Origin of the sequence: Faecalicatena orotica (assembly GCF_003149245.1) — a bacterium.
In the GTDB taxonomy this organism is placed as follows: domain Bacteria; phylum Bacillota; class Clostridia; order Lachnospirales; family Lachnospiraceae; genus Faecalicatena_A; species Faecalicatena_A orotica.
In genome coordinates this window covers 96,821-115,498 of sequence record NZ_QGDL01000001.1, presented here as the reverse complement: position 1 = coordinate 115,498, position 18,678 = coordinate 96,821, and the positions used below count along the sequence as shown (strand labels likewise).

The 18,678-nt window shown below is 45.2% G+C and carries 21 protein-coding genes; 8 read left to right on the top strand and 13 right to left on the bottom strand.

Features of this window, described 5'->3' with window-relative positions; genetic code table 11:
* Window position 1 precedes the first annotated feature (1 nt).
* Genes A8806_RS00555 through A8806_RS00545 form a run of 3 tightly spaced genes read left to right on the top strand, consistent with a single transcriptional unit; the run spans window position 2 to window position 1,658 of the window.
* Window positions 2-382, top strand: coding sequence for a GntR family transcriptional regulator (locus A8806_RS00555; RefSeq protein WP_109729221.1), 381 nt, complete (start codon window positions 2-4; stop codon window positions 380-382).
* Between the two features lies 1 nt (window position 383).
* On the top strand, window positions 384-1,115 hold the full coding sequence (locus A8806_RS00550) for an ABC transporter ATP-binding protein (RefSeq protein WP_242995911.1): 732 nt from the start codon (window positions 384-386) through the stop codon (window positions 1,113-1,115).
* A 21-nt stretch (window positions 1,116-1,136) separates the two neighbouring features.
* Entirely contained in the window at window positions 1,137-1,658 is a 522-nt protein-coding gene (locus A8806_RS00545; RefSeq protein ID WP_109729219.1) for a hypothetical protein, read from the top strand.
* A gap of 18 nt (window positions 1,659-1,676) precedes the next feature.
* On the opposite strand, the gene A8806_RS00540 is transcribed toward A8806_RS00545, so the two are convergent.
* Window positions 1,677-3,011 carry an MATE family efflux transporter gene (locus A8806_RS00540; protein ID WP_109729218.1) on the bottom strand — a complete coding sequence of 445 codons (1,335 nt, stop codon included), beginning with the start codon at window positions 3,009-3,011 and terminating at the stop codon, window positions 1,677-1,679.
* 192 nt (window positions 3,012-3,203) lie between these two features.
* Here A8806_RS00540 and A8806_RS00535 point away from each other — a divergent pair, with 192 nt between their 5' ends.
* A complete protein-coding gene (locus A8806_RS00535) occupies window positions 3,204-4,022 on the top strand; it encodes an ATP-dependent RNA helicase (RefSeq protein ID WP_109729217.1) in 819 nt (272 codons plus the stop codon).
* A 67-nt stretch (window positions 4,023-4,089) separates the two neighbouring features.
* On the opposite strand, the gene A8806_RS00530 is transcribed toward A8806_RS00535, so the two are convergent.
* From A8806_RS00530 to A8806_RS00490, 9 genes are all read right to left on the bottom strand, one after another.
* Window positions 4,090-4,419, bottom strand: a complete 330-nt coding sequence (locus A8806_RS00530; RefSeq protein ID WP_109729216.1) for a cupin domain-containing protein — start codon at window positions 4,417-4,419, stop codon at window positions 4,090-4,092.
* 99 nt (window positions 4,420-4,518) lie between these two features.
* Window positions 4,519-5,529 carry a GGGtGRT protein gene (locus A8806_RS00525; protein WP_109729215.1) on the bottom strand — a complete coding sequence of 337 codons (1,011 nt, stop codon included), beginning with the start codon at window positions 5,527-5,529 and terminating at the stop codon, window positions 4,519-4,521.
* Window positions 5,530-5,564: 35 nt separating this feature from the next.
* A complete protein-coding gene (locus tag A8806_RS00520; protein WP_109729214.1) occupies window positions 5,565-6,257 on the bottom strand; it encodes an iron-sulfur cluster assembly scaffold protein in 693 nt (230 codons plus the stop codon).
* 468 nt (window positions 6,258-6,725) lie between these two features.
* A complete protein-coding gene (locus tag A8806_RS00515) occupies window positions 6,726-7,241 on the bottom strand; it encodes a CinA family protein (protein ID WP_109729213.1) in 516 nt (171 codons plus the stop codon).
* Window positions 7,242-7,244: 3 nt separating this feature from the next.
* Window positions 7,245-7,787, bottom strand: coding sequence for a CDP-diacylglycerol--glycerol-3-phosphate 3-phosphatidyltransferase (gene pgsA, locus A8806_RS00510; protein ID WP_109729212.1), 543 nt, complete (start codon window positions 7,785-7,787; stop codon window positions 7,245-7,247).
* Window positions 7,787-9,109 carry a 30S ribosomal protein S12 methylthiotransferase RimO gene (gene rimO, locus A8806_RS00505; protein ID WP_109729814.1) on the bottom strand — a complete coding sequence of 441 codons (1,323 nt, stop codon included), beginning with the start codon at window positions 9,107-9,109 and terminating at the stop codon, window positions 7,787-7,789. Before rimO ends, pgsA begins: the two co-directional genes overlap by 1 nt.
* Before the next feature lie 59 nt (window positions 9,110-9,168).
* Window positions 9,169-9,414 (bottom strand): DNA-directed RNA polymerase subunit omega, encoded by a 246-nt coding sequence (gene rpoZ / locus A8806_RS00500; RefSeq protein ID WP_109729211.1) that lies wholly within the window; start codon window positions 9,412-9,414, stop codon window positions 9,169-9,171.
* A gap of 3 nt (window positions 9,415-9,417) precedes the next feature.
* Window positions 9,418-10,056 carry a guanylate kinase gene (gene gmk / locus A8806_RS00495; protein WP_109729210.1) on the bottom strand — a complete coding sequence of 213 codons (639 nt, stop codon included), beginning with the start codon at window positions 10,054-10,056 and terminating at the stop codon, window positions 9,418-9,420.
* Between the two features lie 37 nt (window positions 10,057-10,093).
* On the bottom strand, window positions 10,094-10,972 hold the full coding sequence (locus A8806_RS00490; RefSeq protein ID WP_109729209.1) for a YicC/YloC family endoribonuclease: 879 nt from the start codon (window positions 10,970-10,972) through the stop codon (window positions 10,094-10,096).
* Window positions 10,973-11,146: 174 nt separating this feature from the next.
* Here A8806_RS00490 and A8806_RS00485 point away from each other — a divergent pair, with 174 nt between their 5' ends.
* The gene (locus A8806_RS00485; RefSeq protein WP_109729208.1) at window positions 11,147-12,883 is read left to right on the top strand and encodes an Rqc2 family fibronectin-binding protein; all 1,737 of its coding nucleotides are present in this window, start codon (window positions 11,147-11,149) and stop codon (window positions 12,881-12,883) included.
* 142 nt (window positions 12,884-13,025) lie between these two features.
* On the opposite strand, the gene A8806_RS00480 is transcribed toward A8806_RS00485, so the two are convergent.
* Genes A8806_RS00480 through pheA form a run of 3 tightly spaced genes read right to left on the bottom strand, consistent with a single transcriptional unit; the run spans window position 13,026 to window position 16,338 of the window.
* On the bottom strand, window positions 13,026-13,841 hold the full coding sequence (locus A8806_RS00480) for a DUF6612 family protein (RefSeq protein ID WP_109729207.1): 816 nt from the start codon (window positions 13,839-13,841) through the stop codon (window positions 13,026-13,028).
* Between the two features lie 43 nt (window positions 13,842-13,884).
* Window positions 13,885-15,177: an ATP-binding protein gene (locus A8806_RS00475; RefSeq protein ID WP_109729206.1), complete on the bottom strand. Its 1,293-nt coding sequence runs from the start codon at window positions 15,175-15,177 to the stop codon at window positions 13,885-13,887.
* 30 nt (window positions 15,178-15,207) lie between these two features.
* Entirely contained in the window at window positions 15,208-16,338 is a 1,131-nt protein-coding gene (gene pheA, locus A8806_RS00470) for a prephenate dehydratase (protein WP_109729205.1), read from the bottom strand.
* Between the two features lie 135 nt (window positions 16,339-16,473).
* Between pheA and A8806_RS00465 the strand changes: the two genes are divergently transcribed.
* The 3 genes from A8806_RS00465 (at window position 16,474) to pyrB (ending at window position 18,676) form a co-directional block, all read left to right on the top strand.
* Window positions 16,474-16,851 carry a putative ABC transporter permease gene (locus A8806_RS00465; RefSeq protein ID WP_109729204.1) on the top strand — a complete coding sequence of 126 codons (378 nt, stop codon included), beginning with the start codon at window positions 16,474-16,476 and terminating at the stop codon, window positions 16,849-16,851.
* 299 nt (window positions 16,852-17,150) lie between these two features.
* On the top strand, window positions 17,151-17,699 hold the full coding sequence (locus tag A8806_RS00460) for a nitroreductase family protein (RefSeq protein WP_109729203.1): 549 nt from the start codon (window positions 17,151-17,153) through the stop codon (window positions 17,697-17,699).
* A 56-nt stretch (window positions 17,700-17,755) separates the two neighbouring features.
* The gene (gene pyrB / locus A8806_RS00455) at window positions 17,756-18,676 is read left to right on the top strand and encodes an aspartate carbamoyltransferase (RefSeq protein ID WP_109729202.1); all 921 of its coding nucleotides are present in this window, start codon (window positions 17,756-17,758) and stop codon (window positions 18,674-18,676) included.
* Window positions 18,677-18,678 lie beyond the last annotated feature (2 nt).

Below are 18,678 nucleotides of genomic sequence, written 5' to 3'. Positions count from 1 at the left end.
ATTGAATATATTCATCAGGGAAGACTCAAGTCTCCCTATTTATGAACAAATTATACAGGCTGTTAAAAATGCCATCCTAAAAGGAGAGCTCAAACCAGGAGATATGCTTCCTTCCATCCGCTCACTGGCAAAAGACTTAAGCATCAGTGTCATCACAACTAAACGCGCCTATGAGGAACTGGAGGCGGGCGGGCTGATCTACTCACTTCCCCAGAAAGGCTTCTATATCAAAGAACCTGACCGGGAGGCACTCCGGGAAGAACAGCTGAAGCGGCTGGAGGGGCAGATCAGCCAATTAATACAGGAAGGCCGGCGTCTGGAATTAACACTCAGCCAGTTTCAGGATATGGTGCAGATTCTCTGGGAAGGAAGTGACGAATAAGATGTCAAAATTCGAATGCAGAAATATTACAAAGAGCTATAAAAACTTTACATTACAGGATATCTCCTTTATGCTCGAAAGCGGTTACCTTGCCGCACTGATCGGCCCAAACGGTTCCGGGAAAACAACCTTATTCCGCTGCATATCCGGGACAGCACGCAGGATGCAGGGCGAGGCAGTCATAGACGGTATCTCCTTGTCACAGAATCCTGCCGCATATAAAGAAAAGATTGGATATATTTCAGAGAATTTATCATTTTTTCAGGAACAGTCTATACTGGAGAACGGGCAGAATCTGGGAATTTATTTTCCGGAATGGTCACTTGAAGACTACTACTTCTGGCTGGATAAGATGGAGCTTGCGCCTTCCCGCAAGGTTTATCAGCTTTCCAAAGGGGAAGCCATGAAAATGCAGTTTTGCTTCGCACTTGCACACCAGCCTCGATTCCTTTTCCTGGATGAACCGATGGCAGGTTTCGATCCTGTTTTCCGGAGGGATTTTCTCGCAATCCTTAAGGATGTTCTCGAAAAAGATATTGGGATTCTTCTATCCACCCATATAACCGAGGATTTAGACAAACTTGCTGACTATGTCCTTGTTTTAAAAAATGGAAGGCTCATCAGGAACGATACAAAAGAATCACTGGAAGACCAGTACCGCCGCTCTGCCCGGGAAAAGAATCCCGATGCCGATCCGTTTAAAAGATTTCATATTAAAGACCTTTTGTCCTGATTCCTGTGAGGAGGATACATTATGACACTATATCAGATAGAAAAAAAGAGGCTGCATGCCAGTTATTATTATATTATCATGGTTATCATACTGTATGTTTACTTCATTCAGGCTCAAACCCAGGCATCCATCCAGACGTACGGCCTGAATGCGGACGGTCTTACGGCAGCGGTGGAACCCGTTTCCTTCTGGCATCCTGCCTTCTGGGCCGGACTCGCCATAGAGACAGTCTATTTGAACTTCCGCCTGTTCTGGATCCGTGAGCGGGATCAGTTATCCTTTCTGCTCCGGAAATACGATACACTCCCCATCCTGAAACGGGATCTTTATATGGCAAAAGCAAAAGTTATGCTGAAAATTTTTGGTATCTATATGGTACTGTCCATTATCATTTACTATTTTGTGATCTTTACCATGTTCGGGGCAAAGGCAATATGGGTACCCTCCATTTCCCAGATTATACTCAGTATTGTGCTCGGGCTCTGCATCATACTTGCCCTTCTTGGCATCGACTGGCTACAGGATATCCTCACGTCAGAATAAGCCTTATTTAAATACATTCTAAGCAATCAGGTTCTGCTTTTTCCAGATACCCGATATATAAAATCCGACGGAAAGTGATGTCCCTATCACCCAGCCGACCGGCCACGACAGCCAGATCCCTGTCTCTCCCCAGACTCCTGACAACACAAATGCCAGAATCACTCTTAGGATCAGGTCAGAGAACGTAGCAATCATAAACGCTTTCATTGCCCCGGCTCCCCTCAGGATGCCGTCCGCAATGAGTTTTAACGAGATTACTGCATAGAACGGGGATGTAATCCGCAGGAACTCCACGCCGACTTCGGCGGCCCGCTCTCCCCCTTCGCTCATAAACAGCTGCACGATTGGCTGTCCGGCGAAGAAAAAGAGAAGGAATACCGGTACTGCAACACTCAGAACCATGACTGTACCCGCGCGGAAGCCTTTCGAAATCCGGTCTGGCTTTCGCGCCCCCATATTCTGGGCCGTAAAGCTGGAAACACCATTTCCCAGCGTGGTAAACGAGGTGATTGCAAATGTATTGATCTTCATTCCCGCTGAATACCCCGCCACAACCGCGGAACCGTAACTGTTAATCAGTCCTTGGACAAACAGGTTCCCGACCGAGATAAAGCTCTGCTGCAGGATGCTCGGAACCGCTACTTCCATGATCTTTTTGAGCATAGTAGAGGAAAACCTTCTGTACTCTCTGCTCCCGACACTTTTCAACCGCTTCTGCAGGGTGAAGAACGCAAGTATGGAAGAAACGCCCTGTGCCAGAAATGTGGCCCACGCCACGCCGCCCACACCCATATGGAAACAGATGACAAAAACAAGGTCCAGAATGATATTCCCAATCGAGGATGCAATCAGGAAATACAGAGGAGTCTTTGAATCTCCCAGCGCGGTAAAGACACCCGTACAGATATTATACATAAAAAGAAAAATCAGTCCGCATATGTATATGTTAAGGTAAAGTGCCGAATCCCCGAAAATATCTTCCGGCGTCTTTAAAAGAGTCATCAGCGGCCTGCCCAGAATAAGGCCCAGGATGGTAAGGAAAACGCTGATCCCCAGAACCGTCAGAAGGGAGGTGCTCACGGCACTCTTCATCTGTTCATACTCTTTTGCACCGAAATAGAGCGAAATCACAACCGAGCATCCAATATTCAGCCCCGTAGCCACCGCCATAAAGATCATCGTAATGGGATAAGATGCACCCACTGCCGCCAGGGCGTTCACTCCGACAAACTTCCCCGCTACAACACTGTCTACTATATTATAAAGCTGCTGGAACATTACACTGATCAGCATAGGTACCGTGAATCTCCAAAGTATCCCAAAAGGCTTTCCTTCTGTCATATCCGTAATCATATCTATCACTCCTGCTTCTTTTTTCTCATGATCGCAACACTTTTTTATTCTAACACTTTTCATAAAAATATAAAAGAAATCTTAGGACTTTATGAATTTTTTGTGTTTGCCCTTGAGTATATTAAGAAAAAGTTATACCATACCTAAAGTGGATAGATATATTTTGTTAGATTCAATTCGAGGAGGAGTTTGATGAGTACTACCAAAAACGGTGCTACTATTTTTGATGATGATTTTGAAGTAACCTACGAAGAAGAAATTCCCTTTTCATATAGCTTTGATACGAAACCTGTGTCTGGTGATACAGTCAATAAAACAGTGGCCGTTGACACGGATGAATATGACAGCGATTACGATGATGACTATGAAGACGACCTGTATGGTGATGACTATGAAGACAACCTGTATGATGATGACGATTACGACAGTAATGATTATCAGTACGACCACGATTCCCCCAGAAGAAAACGTGCAAGGCGCAAATCTTCCGGCCGGCTGCTCTCGCCTGTCAAAAAGACAGCTAAATACGGTACAAAAGCAATCTATCGCGTAGCCCGCTCTGTTGTCAGAATTATTTCCGTTCTGATCATGGCAGGTACGTTTGGCGTCCTTGCCTATAATTTCTGGAGGGGGGCCGCACCTTACGGGGACCCGCAGAATATCTTAACGGAAAAGAACTTTGCACTGGCCGCATATGCGGCGGTAGCAGCCGTTTTCCTGCTGTTCGAGCTGATCTCCTTTTTCTGGTCATTAACAAAAATGAGAATACGCGAGGGGCGGAAAGTCTACCGGGAAGATACCGGAAGAGGCCTGTTTTCCTTCATTTTTATCTATATAGCCTCTTATCTTTCCTTCCTGCTCTGTTCCTTCCTGCCGGATACTCTGGGTTCTTATGAGATCTTGAATGGAATAAAAGGTGCCCTTGATGTATTCGGTTCACTTCATAACGTATTACTTGGATTATGCCTGGCGGGTGCTGTTTCCTGTCTGGTACGAAGACATATGAGTTAAAAAACGGGCGCTGCTCCATAGATGAATTACTCGTCTATTTCGCAGCACCCGCTCTTTTTATATTGATTTAATTATCCTTAATAATCAGTGCCATAAATACCAGATTCTCCAGCCCTGTATTAACCAGCCCGTGTCCGCAGTTATCCGGGGTAAAGGTAACATCTCCCGACTTCACACTTCTTTCGTTTCCATTGTCGTTATATACACCTTCACCCGAGAGTATATAGTATGTCTCACTCTCTGCGTGGTGCTCATGATAGCCCAGCGTACATCCCGGTTCCAGCGTAACTTCGGCATACAGGCCGCATTTTCCGTTTAATTCTTTTTCACCCAATATTCTTTTGATGATTACATGGCCCTCTCCGCCGCACATATTTTCTATTCTTTCAACTGTCATTTTAGTACCTCCTAAAAACCAGTAACAACTCATATTCTCAAAAACCGCACCAACCATAAACAGTTAGCGCGGTTCTCAAAAAATATTTAAATTATCTTCCTAGAACTTTCCAGCCTTTGCTGCTTCCTCAATGCCTACTGCAACAGCAACAGTCATACCAACCATCGGGTTGTTGCCTGCGCCGATCAGTCCCATCATCTCTACGTGAGCCGGTACAGATGAAGATCCTGCGAACTGTGCATCTGAATGCATACGTCCCAGAGTATCTGTCATACCATAAGAAGCCGGTCCTGCAGCCATGTTATCCGGGTGAAGTGTACGTCCTGTACCACCGCCTGATGCTACTGAGAAGTACTTTTTACCCTGCTCGATACATTCTTTCTTGTATGTACCTGCAACCGGGTGCTGGAAACGTGTCGGGTTTGTAGAGTTTCCTGTAATAGATACGTCTACGCCTTCACTGTGCATGATTGCAACACCTTCACGTACATCATTTGCACCGTAGCAGTTAACTTTTGCACGGAGGCCTTCTGAATAAGCAGTTCTCTGAACTTCTTTCAGTTCTCCTGTATAGTAGTCATACTCTGTCTGTACATATGTAAATCCGTTAATTCTGGAGATAATCTTTGCTGCATCTTTTCCAAGACCGTTCAGGATTACACGCAGAGGTTTTTTACGGACTTTGTTTGCTTTCTCAGCGATACCAATGGCACCTTCTGCTGCTGCAAAAGATTCATGTCCTGCCAGGAATGCGAAGCAGTCTGTGTCTTCTTCCAGAAGCATTTTTCCTAAGTTACCATGTCCAAGACCTACTTTACGCTGGTCAGCTACAGAACCCGGAATACAGAAAGACTGAAGTCCTTCTCCGATTGCTGCTGCTGCTTCCGCTGCTGTCCTGCAGTCTTTTTTGATTGCGATTGCCGCACCTACAATGTATGCCCAGCAGGCATTTTCAAAACAGATTGGCTGGATGCTCTTTACCTGATTGTAAACATCAAGTCCGGCATCCTTTGTGATCTTCTCTGCCTCTTCGATAGAAGCAATGCCATAGCTGTTTAATACTTCATTGATTTTATCAATTCTTCTTTCATATGATTCAAATAAAGCCATTTAATTGTCCTCCTGATTTATTTTAACGTTACCTGTTATTCTTTACGTGGGTCGATAATCTTAGCTGCATCAGCAACACGTCCGTACTGGCCTTTTGCTTTTTCCCATGCATCATTCGGTGTATCGCCTGCTTTGATAAAGTCTGTTAATTTGCCGAGGCTTACGAACTGGTATCCGATGATCTCATCGTTCTCATCCAGAGCGATTCCTGTTACATATCCTTCTGCCATCTCCAGGTAACGAGGACCTTTTGCCAGTGTTCCGTACATTGTACCAACCTGTGAACGAAGTCCCTTTCCTAAATCTTCCAGACCTGCGCCGATAGGAAGTCCGTCTTCAGAGAATGCACTCTGTGTTCTTCCGTATACAATCTGTAAGAAGAGTTCTCTCATTGCTGTATTGATAGCATCACAGACAAGGTCTGTGTTCAGTGCCTCCAGAATAGTCTTTCCCGGAAGGATCTCTGATGCCATAGCTGCTGAATGTGTCATTCCTGAACATCCGATTGTCTCAACCAGTGCTTCCTGAATGATACCTTCTTTAACATTCAGTGTCAGCTTGCATGTACCCTGCTGAGGAGCACACCAGCCTACACCATGTGTTAATCCAGAAATATCTTTAACCTCTTTAGCCTGTACCCATTTTGCTTCTTCCGGAATTGGAGCTGGTCCGTGATTTGCACCCTGAGCTACCGGACACATCATTTCTACTTCATGTGAATAAATCATGTTAAAACTCCTTTCAAATATGTATGATTTTCTTCCTATAGGCGCTTGATATTTATTTAACGCCGTATATGAGATATTTTCGCACAATTTTCGACTTTCGTCAATTGTAAGATTATACAAGTTTCGCCTGACATGTGTCATATTTATAAGACAATTTTAGTTTCCAGCTACTCTCCACCATTTAAGTACTGATAAACTTCCCCGGAAATAGACTGTATCACTGCCTCAGCCGACTCTTCTTCCATATTTACCTGTCCTCATACTTAACTGCCAATTCTCCTTGCTTATTTTATATTTCCATGACAGTATAAATACGTTACTTTAGACGAACCTTAAAAGTTATATGGAATTTATGTGAAATCAGAAAACTGGTACAATAAAAGACTCCTGTTTACAGAAGCCAGGCTGGCAAGCCCGGTTAATGGTAACTCAGAAGTCTTTTTTCTTTCTATAATATTCTATCTGCTGTCAGCAGCCTTCTAGCTGTTCAACCGCCAGAGTCAGGGCATCTTCCACCGTCTGCATCCGGTTCTCCATTCTGGTTCCCGTAAACTGGCATTTTAACACTTTTGTCTTTCCCAGGGCATAACATCCGATATACACCAGCCCGACCGGCTTTTCCTCAGTCCCGCCGCCCGGTCCGGCAATTCCGGTAGCACTTAAAGCCACATCCGCATGTGCTGCCTTCGCAGCTCCCCTGGCCATCTCTGCCGCAGTCTGTTCACTGACAGCCCCGTATGTCTCAAGCGTCTCGTGTTTTACCCCGACAAGCCGCTCCTTTGCCTCATTGGAATAGGTCACATATCCTTCATTCAGCACGTCAGAGGCACCGGACACGTTCACCAGTGTCCCGGCGATCAGGCCGCCGGTACAGGATTCTGCTGTAGTAATGGTAAGTCCCCTGCCGGCCAGCATTGCAACAAGGCGTTCCTCAAGGCTCGCCTCATCCGCTTCTTTTTTATTCAATACCCACTCCGGATACATCTTTTACATCCCTCCCTGTGTCAGAACCTGTTTGTTCTTTACCACATAGTCTATCAGGGAAATCACAGTAAGTGCAAGTGCAATCCATACAAGGATATCTCCGATTACAGCAAACATACCTCCCAGATCTGCGATCAGCACGATAATCATTGCCATCTGGAAAACAGTCTTGAACTTCCCCCAGTAGCTGGCTGCGATTACAACCCCGTTATCAGACGCTACAAGTCTGAATCCGCTGATAATAAACTCCCTGCTGATGATCACGATTACAATCCATGCTGAGAGCTTATTCATCTCAATCAGGCAGATCATTGCAGAGCAGACTAAAAGCTTGTCAGCAAGAGGGTCCATAAACTTCCCGAAATTTGTCACAAGATTGTACTTTCTTGCAATCTTCCCGTCCAAAAGGTCTGTCAGACTGGCAATCACAAAGAGCACAAGTGCAATCCATTTATTTGCACTGCCCCCGATATCAGTAAGCATGAACAATACAAAAAACGGCACCATAATGACTCTTAATATTGTAAGCTTATTTGGTAAATTCATTACACAAGTCCTCCTATCAGATCATAGTCTACTGCCCCGGTTACTTTGACTTTTGCAAAATCCCCGGACACAAGTACTTCGTCTGTATTTACAAAGATTAGTCCGTCTACATTCGGGGCATCCCGGTAAGTCCTGCCGACGTAGGCATTCTCGTCTGCCACTTTTCCTTCTATCATAACCAGTACTTCCCTGCCGACCATGTTTTGGGCATTATCAAACGCGATCTCCTGCTGAAGCTCCATCAGGTCTGCCTGACGTTCCTGCTTCACTTCCTCGTCAATCTGGTCCGGCATCGAAGCTGCCGGGGTATCCTCCTCCGGTGAGTAAGTGAACACGCCCAGACGGTCAAATTCCATCTCATCTACAAAATCAAGCAATTCGTCATGCTGCTCCTGCGTCTCTCCCGGAAAGCCGGTGATCAGCGTTGTACGCAGGCAGATGTCCGGGATCTCCCGTCTCAGTCTGCCGATAATATCCTTAAGTTCCTGCTTTGACGTCCTTCTTCCCATGCGCTTCAGGATATCGTCACTGGCATGCTGGATTGGCAGATCCAGATAATGGCAGATCTTCTTTTCTTCCTTCATTACCTGAATCAGTTCATCCGTAATCTCTTCCGGATAACAGTACAGAATCCTGATCCACTGAATTCCACTAATTCTGCACAGCTCTTTCAAAAGCAGGTGCAGCCTCTTCTCTCCATAAAGGTCCTTTCCATAAAGCGTGGTCTCCTGCGCTACGAGGATCAGTTCCTTTACCCCCTGCCCGGCAAGATATTCCGCCTCCTTGATCAGGCGCTCCATCGGTACACTCCGGAAGTTCCCCCGGATCTTCGGGATGATGCAGTAGGTACAGTGTTTATCACATCCCTCTGCAATCTTCAGGTATGCATAATGTCCCCCTGTCGTTACCAGACGGTTTTGCGTCACGTCTGGAAGAGCGTTGATATCTTCCATCGTTACTACATGATGCCCAGCTAAAGCCTCATCTACAGCATCCAGAATCTTGTCATAGGCTGTCGTCCCCAGCACGGCATCCACTTCAGGAATCTCATCCAGTATCTCCTGACGATAGCGTTCTGCCAGACACCCGGTCACAATCAGAGCCTTTAAGTTTCCTTCTTTCTTATATTCTGCCATATCAAGAATATTCTGAATACTCTCCTCCTTGGCATCATGGATGAAACAGCATGTATTGATAACAATGATATCTGCTTCTGTCTCATCATCTGTCATCTGATATCCTCTTGATGCCAGAAGCCCCAGCATAACCTCGGTATCCACCAGGTTCTTGTCGCATCCCAGAGAAATAAAAAGTATCTTCATAAAACCTCCCAGATTTTTAAAAGGCAGATACTCTAAGCGCATCTGCCTCCTTTTCTTTACTATTCTTCTTCTGCATTCTCAGCGATAATCTTCAGCTTGCCTTCATTCAGTTCTTCAATAGCAGTTGAAAGCGGCTTCTCGCCATTCTTTGCATTTACAAGAGGCAGTTCACCGTCGATCAGCTGTCTTGCCCTTTTTGATGTTGCCAGTACAATAGAGTAGCGGCTGTTGACGATCTTTGTCTCGCCTTCCTCTACGTCTTTGTTAACGACCTGCATTAAGTCTGTGTAAGATGGATGTAACATATCTTATGATTCTCCTTTCAAACTTCTGTCCAAATCAGCTTTAATTTCTTTCATAAATCCTGTATTACGAAAACTTCTGTGATGTTCACTCTGGATAATAGTATGCATCTGCTCCGTGCAGACCTCCAGTTCATCATTGATTATCAGATAATCGTATCTGTCCATGCCTTCGGCTTCTTCTACTGCGCGCTTCATCCGGGATTCAATGACCTCCATTGTCTCCGTGCCCCTTCCGACAAGACGCTTCTTAAGCTCTTCTGCCGACGGAGGTGTGACAAACAAAAGCAGTGTGTCCGGAAATGCCTCCTTTACCTTCAGGGCGCCCTGTATCTCAATCTCCAGAATGACGTCCTTACCTGCTTCTAACTGCTTCTCCACATATTCACGCGGGGTTCCGTAATAATTTTCCACATACCTAGCATACTCTATCAGTTCATCTTTCGCAATCATTTTTTCAAATTCTTCCCGGGTTTTGAAAAAATATTCCCTTCCGTCCACTTCTCCTTCCCTTGGAGAACGTGTTGTTGCGGAGATAGAAAGCGCATATGTCTCCTTATAGCGGCCCAACAGTTCCTTCATTAAAGTTCCCTTGCCGGAACCGGAAAATCCGGACACGACGATCAGAATTCCTCTTCTATTCATCTCAGACATCCTTTACCTGTTCTATATTTTATGTTACTTATTCTATGTTCTGTATCTGCTCCCTGACTTTTTCTATCTCTGTCTTCAGGCTGATGGCACAGTTGGAAACCTCCAGATCGTTTGCCTTGGACAGGATCGTATTCGCCTCACGGTTCATCTCCTGGGCAATGAAATCCAGCTTTCTTCCGATCCCTTCCTTTTCTTCCAGCGTGTCCCTCATATGACTGATATGGCTCTTTAAACGGACCACTTCCTCATCTGTGCAGATCTTATCTGCAAACAGGATGACTTCCGCAGCAATGCGGCTTTCCTCCATCTGGGTATCCTTAAGCAGCTCTCCCACTTTTTCTTCCAGCCTGGCGCGGTACTGGGCTATGATCTCAGGGGAACGTTCTTCGATAAAAGCAACCAGCTTCTCCATCCCTGTCAGCTTCTCAAGAATGTCCTGCTTCAGGTTCTGCCCCTCCGTCTTCCTTGTCTCCACAAACTGTGCAAATGCACCTTCCAAAGCCTCTTTCAGCCCATTCCAGAGTTCTTCCTCATCCTCACACTGTTCTTCCATCGTGATAACCTCGGGATAACGGGACAAGGCAGAGACACGTATATCGTTCTCCAGACCAAACTCTTCTTCCATCTGTTTAAAATACTTCATGTATTCTGCCGCCAGTGAAGCATTGTATTTGAGAGATACCTGGCTTTCAGACGTATCCTCATAAGTAATAAAAATATCCACTTTCCCTCTGTTCGCGTACTGTTTCAGCAGCGTACGGATTGATGTTTCAAAAAAGTTAAGCTTCTTTGGCATGCGGATATTCACATCCAGATATCTGTGGTTCACACTTTTCAGCTCCACCGTAAACTTTCTGGATTCCTTTAAAACCTCACACCTGCCGAAACCTGTCATGCTTTTTATCATGGTCGTTCATCCTTTATTTTCCATATTTTGTTTCTTACGCATTATGAAACATTATACTCCCTATGCCCCTTCCCGGTCAACCTTTCACCTGCAATTCTTGACATTTGGGCGGAATAAGGCTACTATTATTTAAAAACGTGGTAACCATCCTGCCGCATAAAGAAAGGAAAAATCATGGCATTTGACGGAACATGCGTGGCCTGTCTGGTCCACGAACTAAAAGAACAATTATTAAATAGCAGAATCGCTAAAATCGCACAGCCTGAGACAGATGAACTGCTTCTGACACTGAAGTCTTCTTCCGGGCAGAAACGGCTCTGTATTTCTGCAAGCGCCTCTCTCCCGCTGATATATTTAACAGATTCAAACAAACCAAGCCCGATGACGGCCCCTAATTTCTGTATGCTTTTGAGAAAACATATCAGTAATGGCCGGATTGTAGACATTTACCAGCCGAAGCTGGAGCGTATCATCCATTTTACGATCGAACATCTTGATGAACTCGGCGATTTGTGCCGGAAAGACCTGGTCGTGGAGATTATGGGAAAACACAGCAACATCATTTTCTGCACAGAGGACGGCATGGTGATCGACAGTATCAAGCATGTATCTGCCCAGATGAGTTCTGTGCGCGAGGTTCTTCCGGGCAGGGAGTACTTTATTCCTGACACAATGGAAAAGTCTGATCCCCTGAGTGTAGAGGAGCCTGATTTTATCCGTCTTCTTACGGAAAAGCCAATGCCGCTTTCCAAGGCCATATATACCAGCTTCACCGGTGTAAGCCCTGTAGTGGCTGAAGAAGTATGTTCGCTTTCTGGTGTAGATTCTTCTGTCACTCCAAAGGAACTGTCAGAAGACATCCTGAAACATGTGTATAACCAGTTTAACATATTTTTTCTGGCAGTGAAGGAGAACCAATTCTCTCCTGCCATTTATTACGATGGAAAGGAGCCAAAAGAGTTCTCCGCACTTACGCTGACCCATTTTGGCGGCTACGCGCAGCGGGAATTTTCCAGTATTTCAGAAGTACTGGAAACATATTATGCTTCTAAAAATACGATCACGCGCATCCGTCAGAAGTCAGCTGACCTGCGCCATATCGTACAGACTGCACTGGAAAGGAACCGGAAAAAGTATGATCTGCAGCTTAAGCAGCTTAAGGATACGGAGAACCGCGATAAATACAAGGTTTACGGCGAACTGATCAACACCTACGGCTATAACCTTGATGCAGGCGCTAAAAAACTGGAAGCACTCAACTATTATACCAATGAGATGGTCACGATTCCTTTGGATGGCACGAAAACACCTCAGGAAAATGCACAGCGTTATTTTGATAAATACAACAAGCAAAAGAGAACATGGGAGGCTTTATCCAAACTGATTCAGGAAACTGGTGATGACATAACTTACCTCGAATCAATAAGCACGGCCCTGGACATCGCACTGACGGAAGACGATCTGGCCGAAATCAAGGAAGAACTGATTAGCGCAGGCTATATGCGCCGGAAGTTTACAAAGAAAAAGGTAAAAATAAAAAATAAACCGCTTCATTATATATCCAGCGATGGGTTTCATATTTATGTAGGCAAAAATAACCTTCAGAACGATGAACTCACATTCAGCTTTGCCGTGGGCAATGACTGGTGGTTCCATGCTAAGGGGGCTCCCGGGTCACATGTCATTGTCAAATCAGAGGGAGAAGAACTTCCCGACAAGACATTCGAAGAAGCCGGACGTCTGGCCGCTTATTATTCAAAATCACGCGGAAGTGACAAGGTAGAAATAGATTATATAGAAAAGAAACATGTTAAAAAACCAAAAGGGGCGAAACCCGGTTTCGTTGTATACTATACAAATTATTCGCTTGTCATAGACAGTGATATCTCGCATATTAAGGAGCTTTCATAGTACAGGAAAGTTTTCTATTTAATATATGTTGGAAAATGACGTTATCGTTACGTAATGTCAAAGAAGCTCCCGCCGTACATTGCACGACGAGAGCTTTTCGCTTTTAGGGGAATATTTCTACAGCCCCTATTATACATCATTATTATGGTGTACAGGCGTCTTTTACTTCCTGCGGTACCTGGATTTCCCCGACATTATCGAATCCCGTATAACCGAGCTGAATTGTAAAGTCATTCACATTCGTACTTTTACCGTATTCATCGTACAGGTCATTCATCACATCTGTCATATCCACGATTACTCTGGCCGGCAGTAGTTCCTCCTGATATACGTCTATCGTAACCGGAACTGCCAGATTTGCAATTGCATCTTCATCCGGGATTTCTACCAGACCAAATGCACCCATCATATCCAGCCCCATAAACTGCAGCAGTTCTTTTCCTGTTATATCCCCGTACATCTCATAGCATTCCTTTTCGCCTACCTCTACACTCTGCTCTGCCAGGCGGAATGAATTAATGGATGCGCCCGCCTCCTCGAAAAGATTGCCGTTAAACGTACTCTTCCCGGCGCTGCTGGCAGCTTCTCTGCTCCACTTATCATACATACTGCTGTATGTTACAAATTCATCGCCCTCATTTACCTGATATATCTCGATACCGCTGCCTACCTTATTTCCGCTGAAATTCACCTCTGCCGTCCCCTTCGCATGGCCAGCCTTCGGTTTTGCAGTATTTTCCATCGTCATGTCCATCGAAATCTTCATTGTATCCAGTACATCTTCCAGTTCTATATGCATACTCAGCGTATTAGTTATGGATTCCGCCCCTGCAAGATTCTTAGAAACCGATGACATTAATTTTTTAGGAGTCAGTTTTCCGCTGCATCCTGCTGTAAGAACTACACAGAAAATGAGCAGCAAAAGTACACTCCCTGTTTTTTTTGCAATTTTATTCATGAAATATCCTTCTTTTTTGTTCTGGGGCTGCTGTACACACGTCTTACTGACATCCGAGAAGATAGTCAATAAACTGCTGTGCCGTACGGCCTGAAAGGCCGCCGTGGGTCAGTTCCCATTTATTTGCCTCGAGGAGCAGCTGCTGCTCGGGCATTTTAATTCCATTCTGTTTTGCCAGTTCTTTTACAATCATCTGGAATTCTTTTTTGTCCGGAGAACCAAAATAGATTGTCACCCCGAATCTGGCTACCAATGACAGTTTCTCCTGAACTGTATCATTCGTATGCAATTCTTCGTCCCGGTCCGCCTTATCCTTGAATGTCTCGCGCACAAGATGCCTGCGGTTTGAGGTGGCATAGATCAGTACGTTATTCGGTTTCTTTTCCAGCCCGCCTTCGATGACAGCCTTTAAGTATTTATACTCTATCTCGAATTCTTCGAATGAGAGATCATCCATATAAATAATAAACTTATAATTCCTGTTCTTTATCTGCGTGATCACATCATTCAGGTCCTGAAACTGGTGCTTATAAACCTCGATCATCCTCAGCCCCTGGTCATAATACTGATTCAGGATTGCCTTGATGGAAGACGACTTTCCTGTTCCCGCATCACCGTACAGAAGACAGTTGTTTGCCCTCCTGCCTTCCACAAATGCCCGTGTATTATCGATGAGTTTCTTTTTTGCGATCTCATATCCGACCAGATCATCCAGATGCACATGTGCAATATTCGTGATCGGCACGATCTGTACGCCTTCCTCTTCCGGGTGTTCCACACGGAATGCCTTATGCAGACCGAGCTTTCCCACGCCAAATTCCTTATAGAACTGGGTCAGTATATTTTTGAACATCCCCACGCTTCCGGCATTTCCAAGAGCTTTTGCAAGCCCGCAGATTCTGTCCCTGATGCGTTTATTGAAGACCTTGCTGCCTTCATTGATGCTCTGATAATCCAGCAGAACTGAGAAACATTTTACGTCCAGTATTTCCTCCAGCCTGCTGAAATCATAATCAAACAATTCTTTGAAAACCCCGAAGTCCTGAAGTGCAATATCGTTGATGCTTCCATCCACCGGGCCTACGATCTCACAGGAGGTGCTGTATGCATTCTCATCGCTTGCCAGAAGAAATGTCAGATACGTGTGCCACAGATTTCCTTCAAAACCGTGGCTCACTGACAGCTCCAGCAGCGCATTCACACATTCAAAGAGCAGGCTTCTTAAGTCTTCCCTGTTATAATATTCATTCTCATAATTCTCTATCAAAAATGTCATATCCAGAAGAAGTTCCCCATATTCCATATTTTTATAGAGCATTAATTCATTCGTACGCATATCTGTTCCTCTTTCCTGTCCGTTCCTGTTTTAATAATTCCCGAGTATCTTCAGATTTCTGGCTTCTTCCCGAAGGCCCCTGATTGCATTTTTCACCGCTGCATCCGCCATATTCCCTTCAAAATCCACGAAAAAACGGTACTCCCAGTTTCTTCCCTCAATCGGGCGGGATTCGATCTTTGTCATGTTCAGGTCATTATATATGAAGTGAGACAGGATGTGGTACAGCGAACCACTCTCATGGGGCACCTCGAAGCAGATACTGATCTTTGACGCATCATGAAGGAAAATCTTCTGATTCGTTACAACGATAAACCTTGTGGAGTTATTCGGCACATCATTGATATTTTCTTCAAGTACAGACAATCCATGAACTTTAGCCGCATATGCACTGCACACAGCCGCCTGGGTGTAATCCTGGTCATCCAGGACCTTCTTGGCCGCGATAGACGTATTAGCCACACTGATTTGCTGCCAGTTACCGTGTTCATTCAGAAAACGTGATGCCTGCAGAAGTGCTACTCCTTTTGAATACACCCGCTGGATATCATCCAGTTTCGTTCCCGGCAGGCCGGCAAGTGTATGTGTAATAGGGATCACTGTTTCACCTACTATGTAATTTTCAAACTCTACAAGATGATCGTACATCTCATCGACAGCACCTGCTGACGAATTCTCAATCGGAAGAACCGCATAATCGGCAGACCCTTCCTCAATCGCTTCCATCGCATCCCGAAATGTACGCACATGGAAACTGTTGCAGTTCTCACCGAAATAATGCTGCATGGCAGCCTGGCTGTAAGCGCCTTCCACCCCCGGGAATACCACCCTGGCATTTGATTTGTCCAGTGAATCCACCTCAATAAATGGAAGGCGTCCGAGTGCGCCGGCCCCAACCAGCTGCTGGTACTGCAACTTTCTGCTCATGGACATAAGCTGTTCATACAGTTCCTGAATTCCCTTCTTGTTAAAATCCCCGGATACCTTTGCAGATACTGCCTCCAGCTTTTCCCGCTCTCTTTGCCGGTCAAACACTTTTCTGCCTGTATTTACCTTCAGTTCCCCGACTTCCCTGCATACCTGCATCCTGCTTTCATACAGATTTACAAGCTGGTCATCGATCTCATCCAACTGCATTCTCAGTTCTTCCAATGTAGCCATTTTTATTTCTCCTTTGCACAAACTAAGAAATATTATAATACATTTAACTGTATAATCCAACCATTTTTTCCGTTCAGGCTGTTTTTTAACATAAACTGCGTATAAAATTCCCCTGTCCTAAACATACTTCTTACCATGAAGAACAAATTTATTATATGCGGCACCGTAGGCTGGTGCATGGAGATTATATTCACAGCCCTGCATTCCTTTAAACGAAAAGAATTCACTCTGGTCGGACGGACTTCCATCTGGATGTTCCCGATTTATGGGGCAGCTTGTCTGCTGACCCCTGTCTGCCGTCTCCTGAAAGGGAAGAGCCCGTTTCTGCGCGGCAGCGTGTATACCTGCTGTATCTTTGCCGGTGAGTTCCTCTCCGGCAGCTTTTTGAAAAAGCATCACGCGTGTCCCTGGGACTACAGCAAGTCCAAATATAATCTGAAAGGACTCATAAGATTCGATTATGCCCCCTTATGGTTCGGTGCAGGACTGCTGTTTGAAAAAATCCTGCGTTAACCAGATGTTACTGTTCACACCGTGCCGTGCACCTAGCTGCACGGCATCGGGGCCGATAAAGTGATGGTGTCGGGGCATCTGCCCCTCGCCGCAGGCGACTTTTAATGGGCAGATGCCGTTACTGTGCACGCCCGCAGGGTGTGAACAGTAACAACCAGATATGCCTCTAAAAAAACTCATAAATTTCTTGTTGAAAATCACCCTGTTTTAGTATATGATTAGTTGAAGAGAATTTCAGGTTACTGTGTTCGCCCATAGGACGTACACAGTAACACAATTTCAGACAGGGAGGTATACAAATGAACGTGATTGATTGCATCAAAACCCGGAGAAGTATCCGTAAATACAAGCCGGACCCGATTGACCATTCAATTATTAATTCAATTGTGGATGCAGCATCCTATTCTCCATCTTGGAAAAACACTCAGATTACCCGTTATATCGCAATCGAAGATTCTTCCCTTCTCGGAAAGATTGCCGATGAATTCACCCGTGAGCACAATGCGAATATTATCCGGCAGGCACCAATGCTGATCGCTGTCACCTTCATAAAGGGGCGGTGTGGTTTCGAGCGCGATGGTTCTTATTCGACGAAAAAGGGCGACAGATGGCAGATGTGTGATGTGGGGATTGCATGCCAGACGTTTTGCCTTGCCGCTAAAGAATATGGGCTCGGCACGGTAATCATGGGGATTTTTGATGAAGATGGTATCACAGAACTTCTAAACATACCAGAAGATCAGGAACTTGCTGCATTAATTGCAATTGGTTATCCGGAATCAGAGCCGGAACCGCCAAAACGCAAGTCGGCCCGGGAATTATTAGTGTACTATCCCAATAATCTCTAAAATGGCTGAAATACTGATAAGATTAATATGCCCTGGGGCATACGAGGAGGTTTTTTATGAGACATTTAATGAGTCCTCTGGATTTTTCCGTAGAGGAACTTGACGAACTTTTAACTCTTGCGCAGGATATAGAGGCACATCCTGACAAATATGCACATGCCTGTGACGGGAAAAAACTGGCTACTTTATTTTATGAGCCAAGTACCCGGACAAGATTGAGCCATGAGGCTGCCATGCTGAACCTGGGGGGAAGCATTATGGGATTTTCTTCCGCAGATTCCAGTTCTGCTGCCAAGGGAGAGAGCGTTTCTGATACGATCCGGACGATTTCCTGCTATGCAGATATCTGTGCCATGCGTCATCCGAAAGAAGGCGCACCGATGGTTGCCTGCCAGCATTCTTCCATCCCGGTCATCAATGCCGGTGACGGCGGGCATCAGCATCCAACCCAGACACTGACTGACCTGCTGACAATTTTAAACGTCAAAGGCCGTCTGAACAATATGACAATCGGCCTCTGCGGCGACCTGAAATTCGGGCGTACCGTACACTCACTGATTCATGCACTTGTGCGCTACACCGGCATCAAATTCGTCATGATTTCACCTGAAGAACTGAGACTTCCTGACTATATGCGCCATGATGTACTGGACAAACAGAACATTTCCTATAAAGAAGTCGTCCGTCTGGAAGATGCAATGCCTGAACTCGACATCCTGTATATGACAAGAGTCCAGAAAGAACGTTTCTTCAATGAAGAAGACTATGTGCGTATGAAAGACTTCTATATATTAGATAAGAAGAAAATGAAGCTTGCACCTGAGGATATGTATGTACTTCACCCACTTCCGAGGGTGAACGAGATATCCGTGGAAATAGACGATGACCCTCGTGCAGCATATTTTAAGCAGATGCAGTACGGAGTCTATGTCCGCATGGCACTGATCCTCACTCTGCTGGATATTCATGTAGACTAACA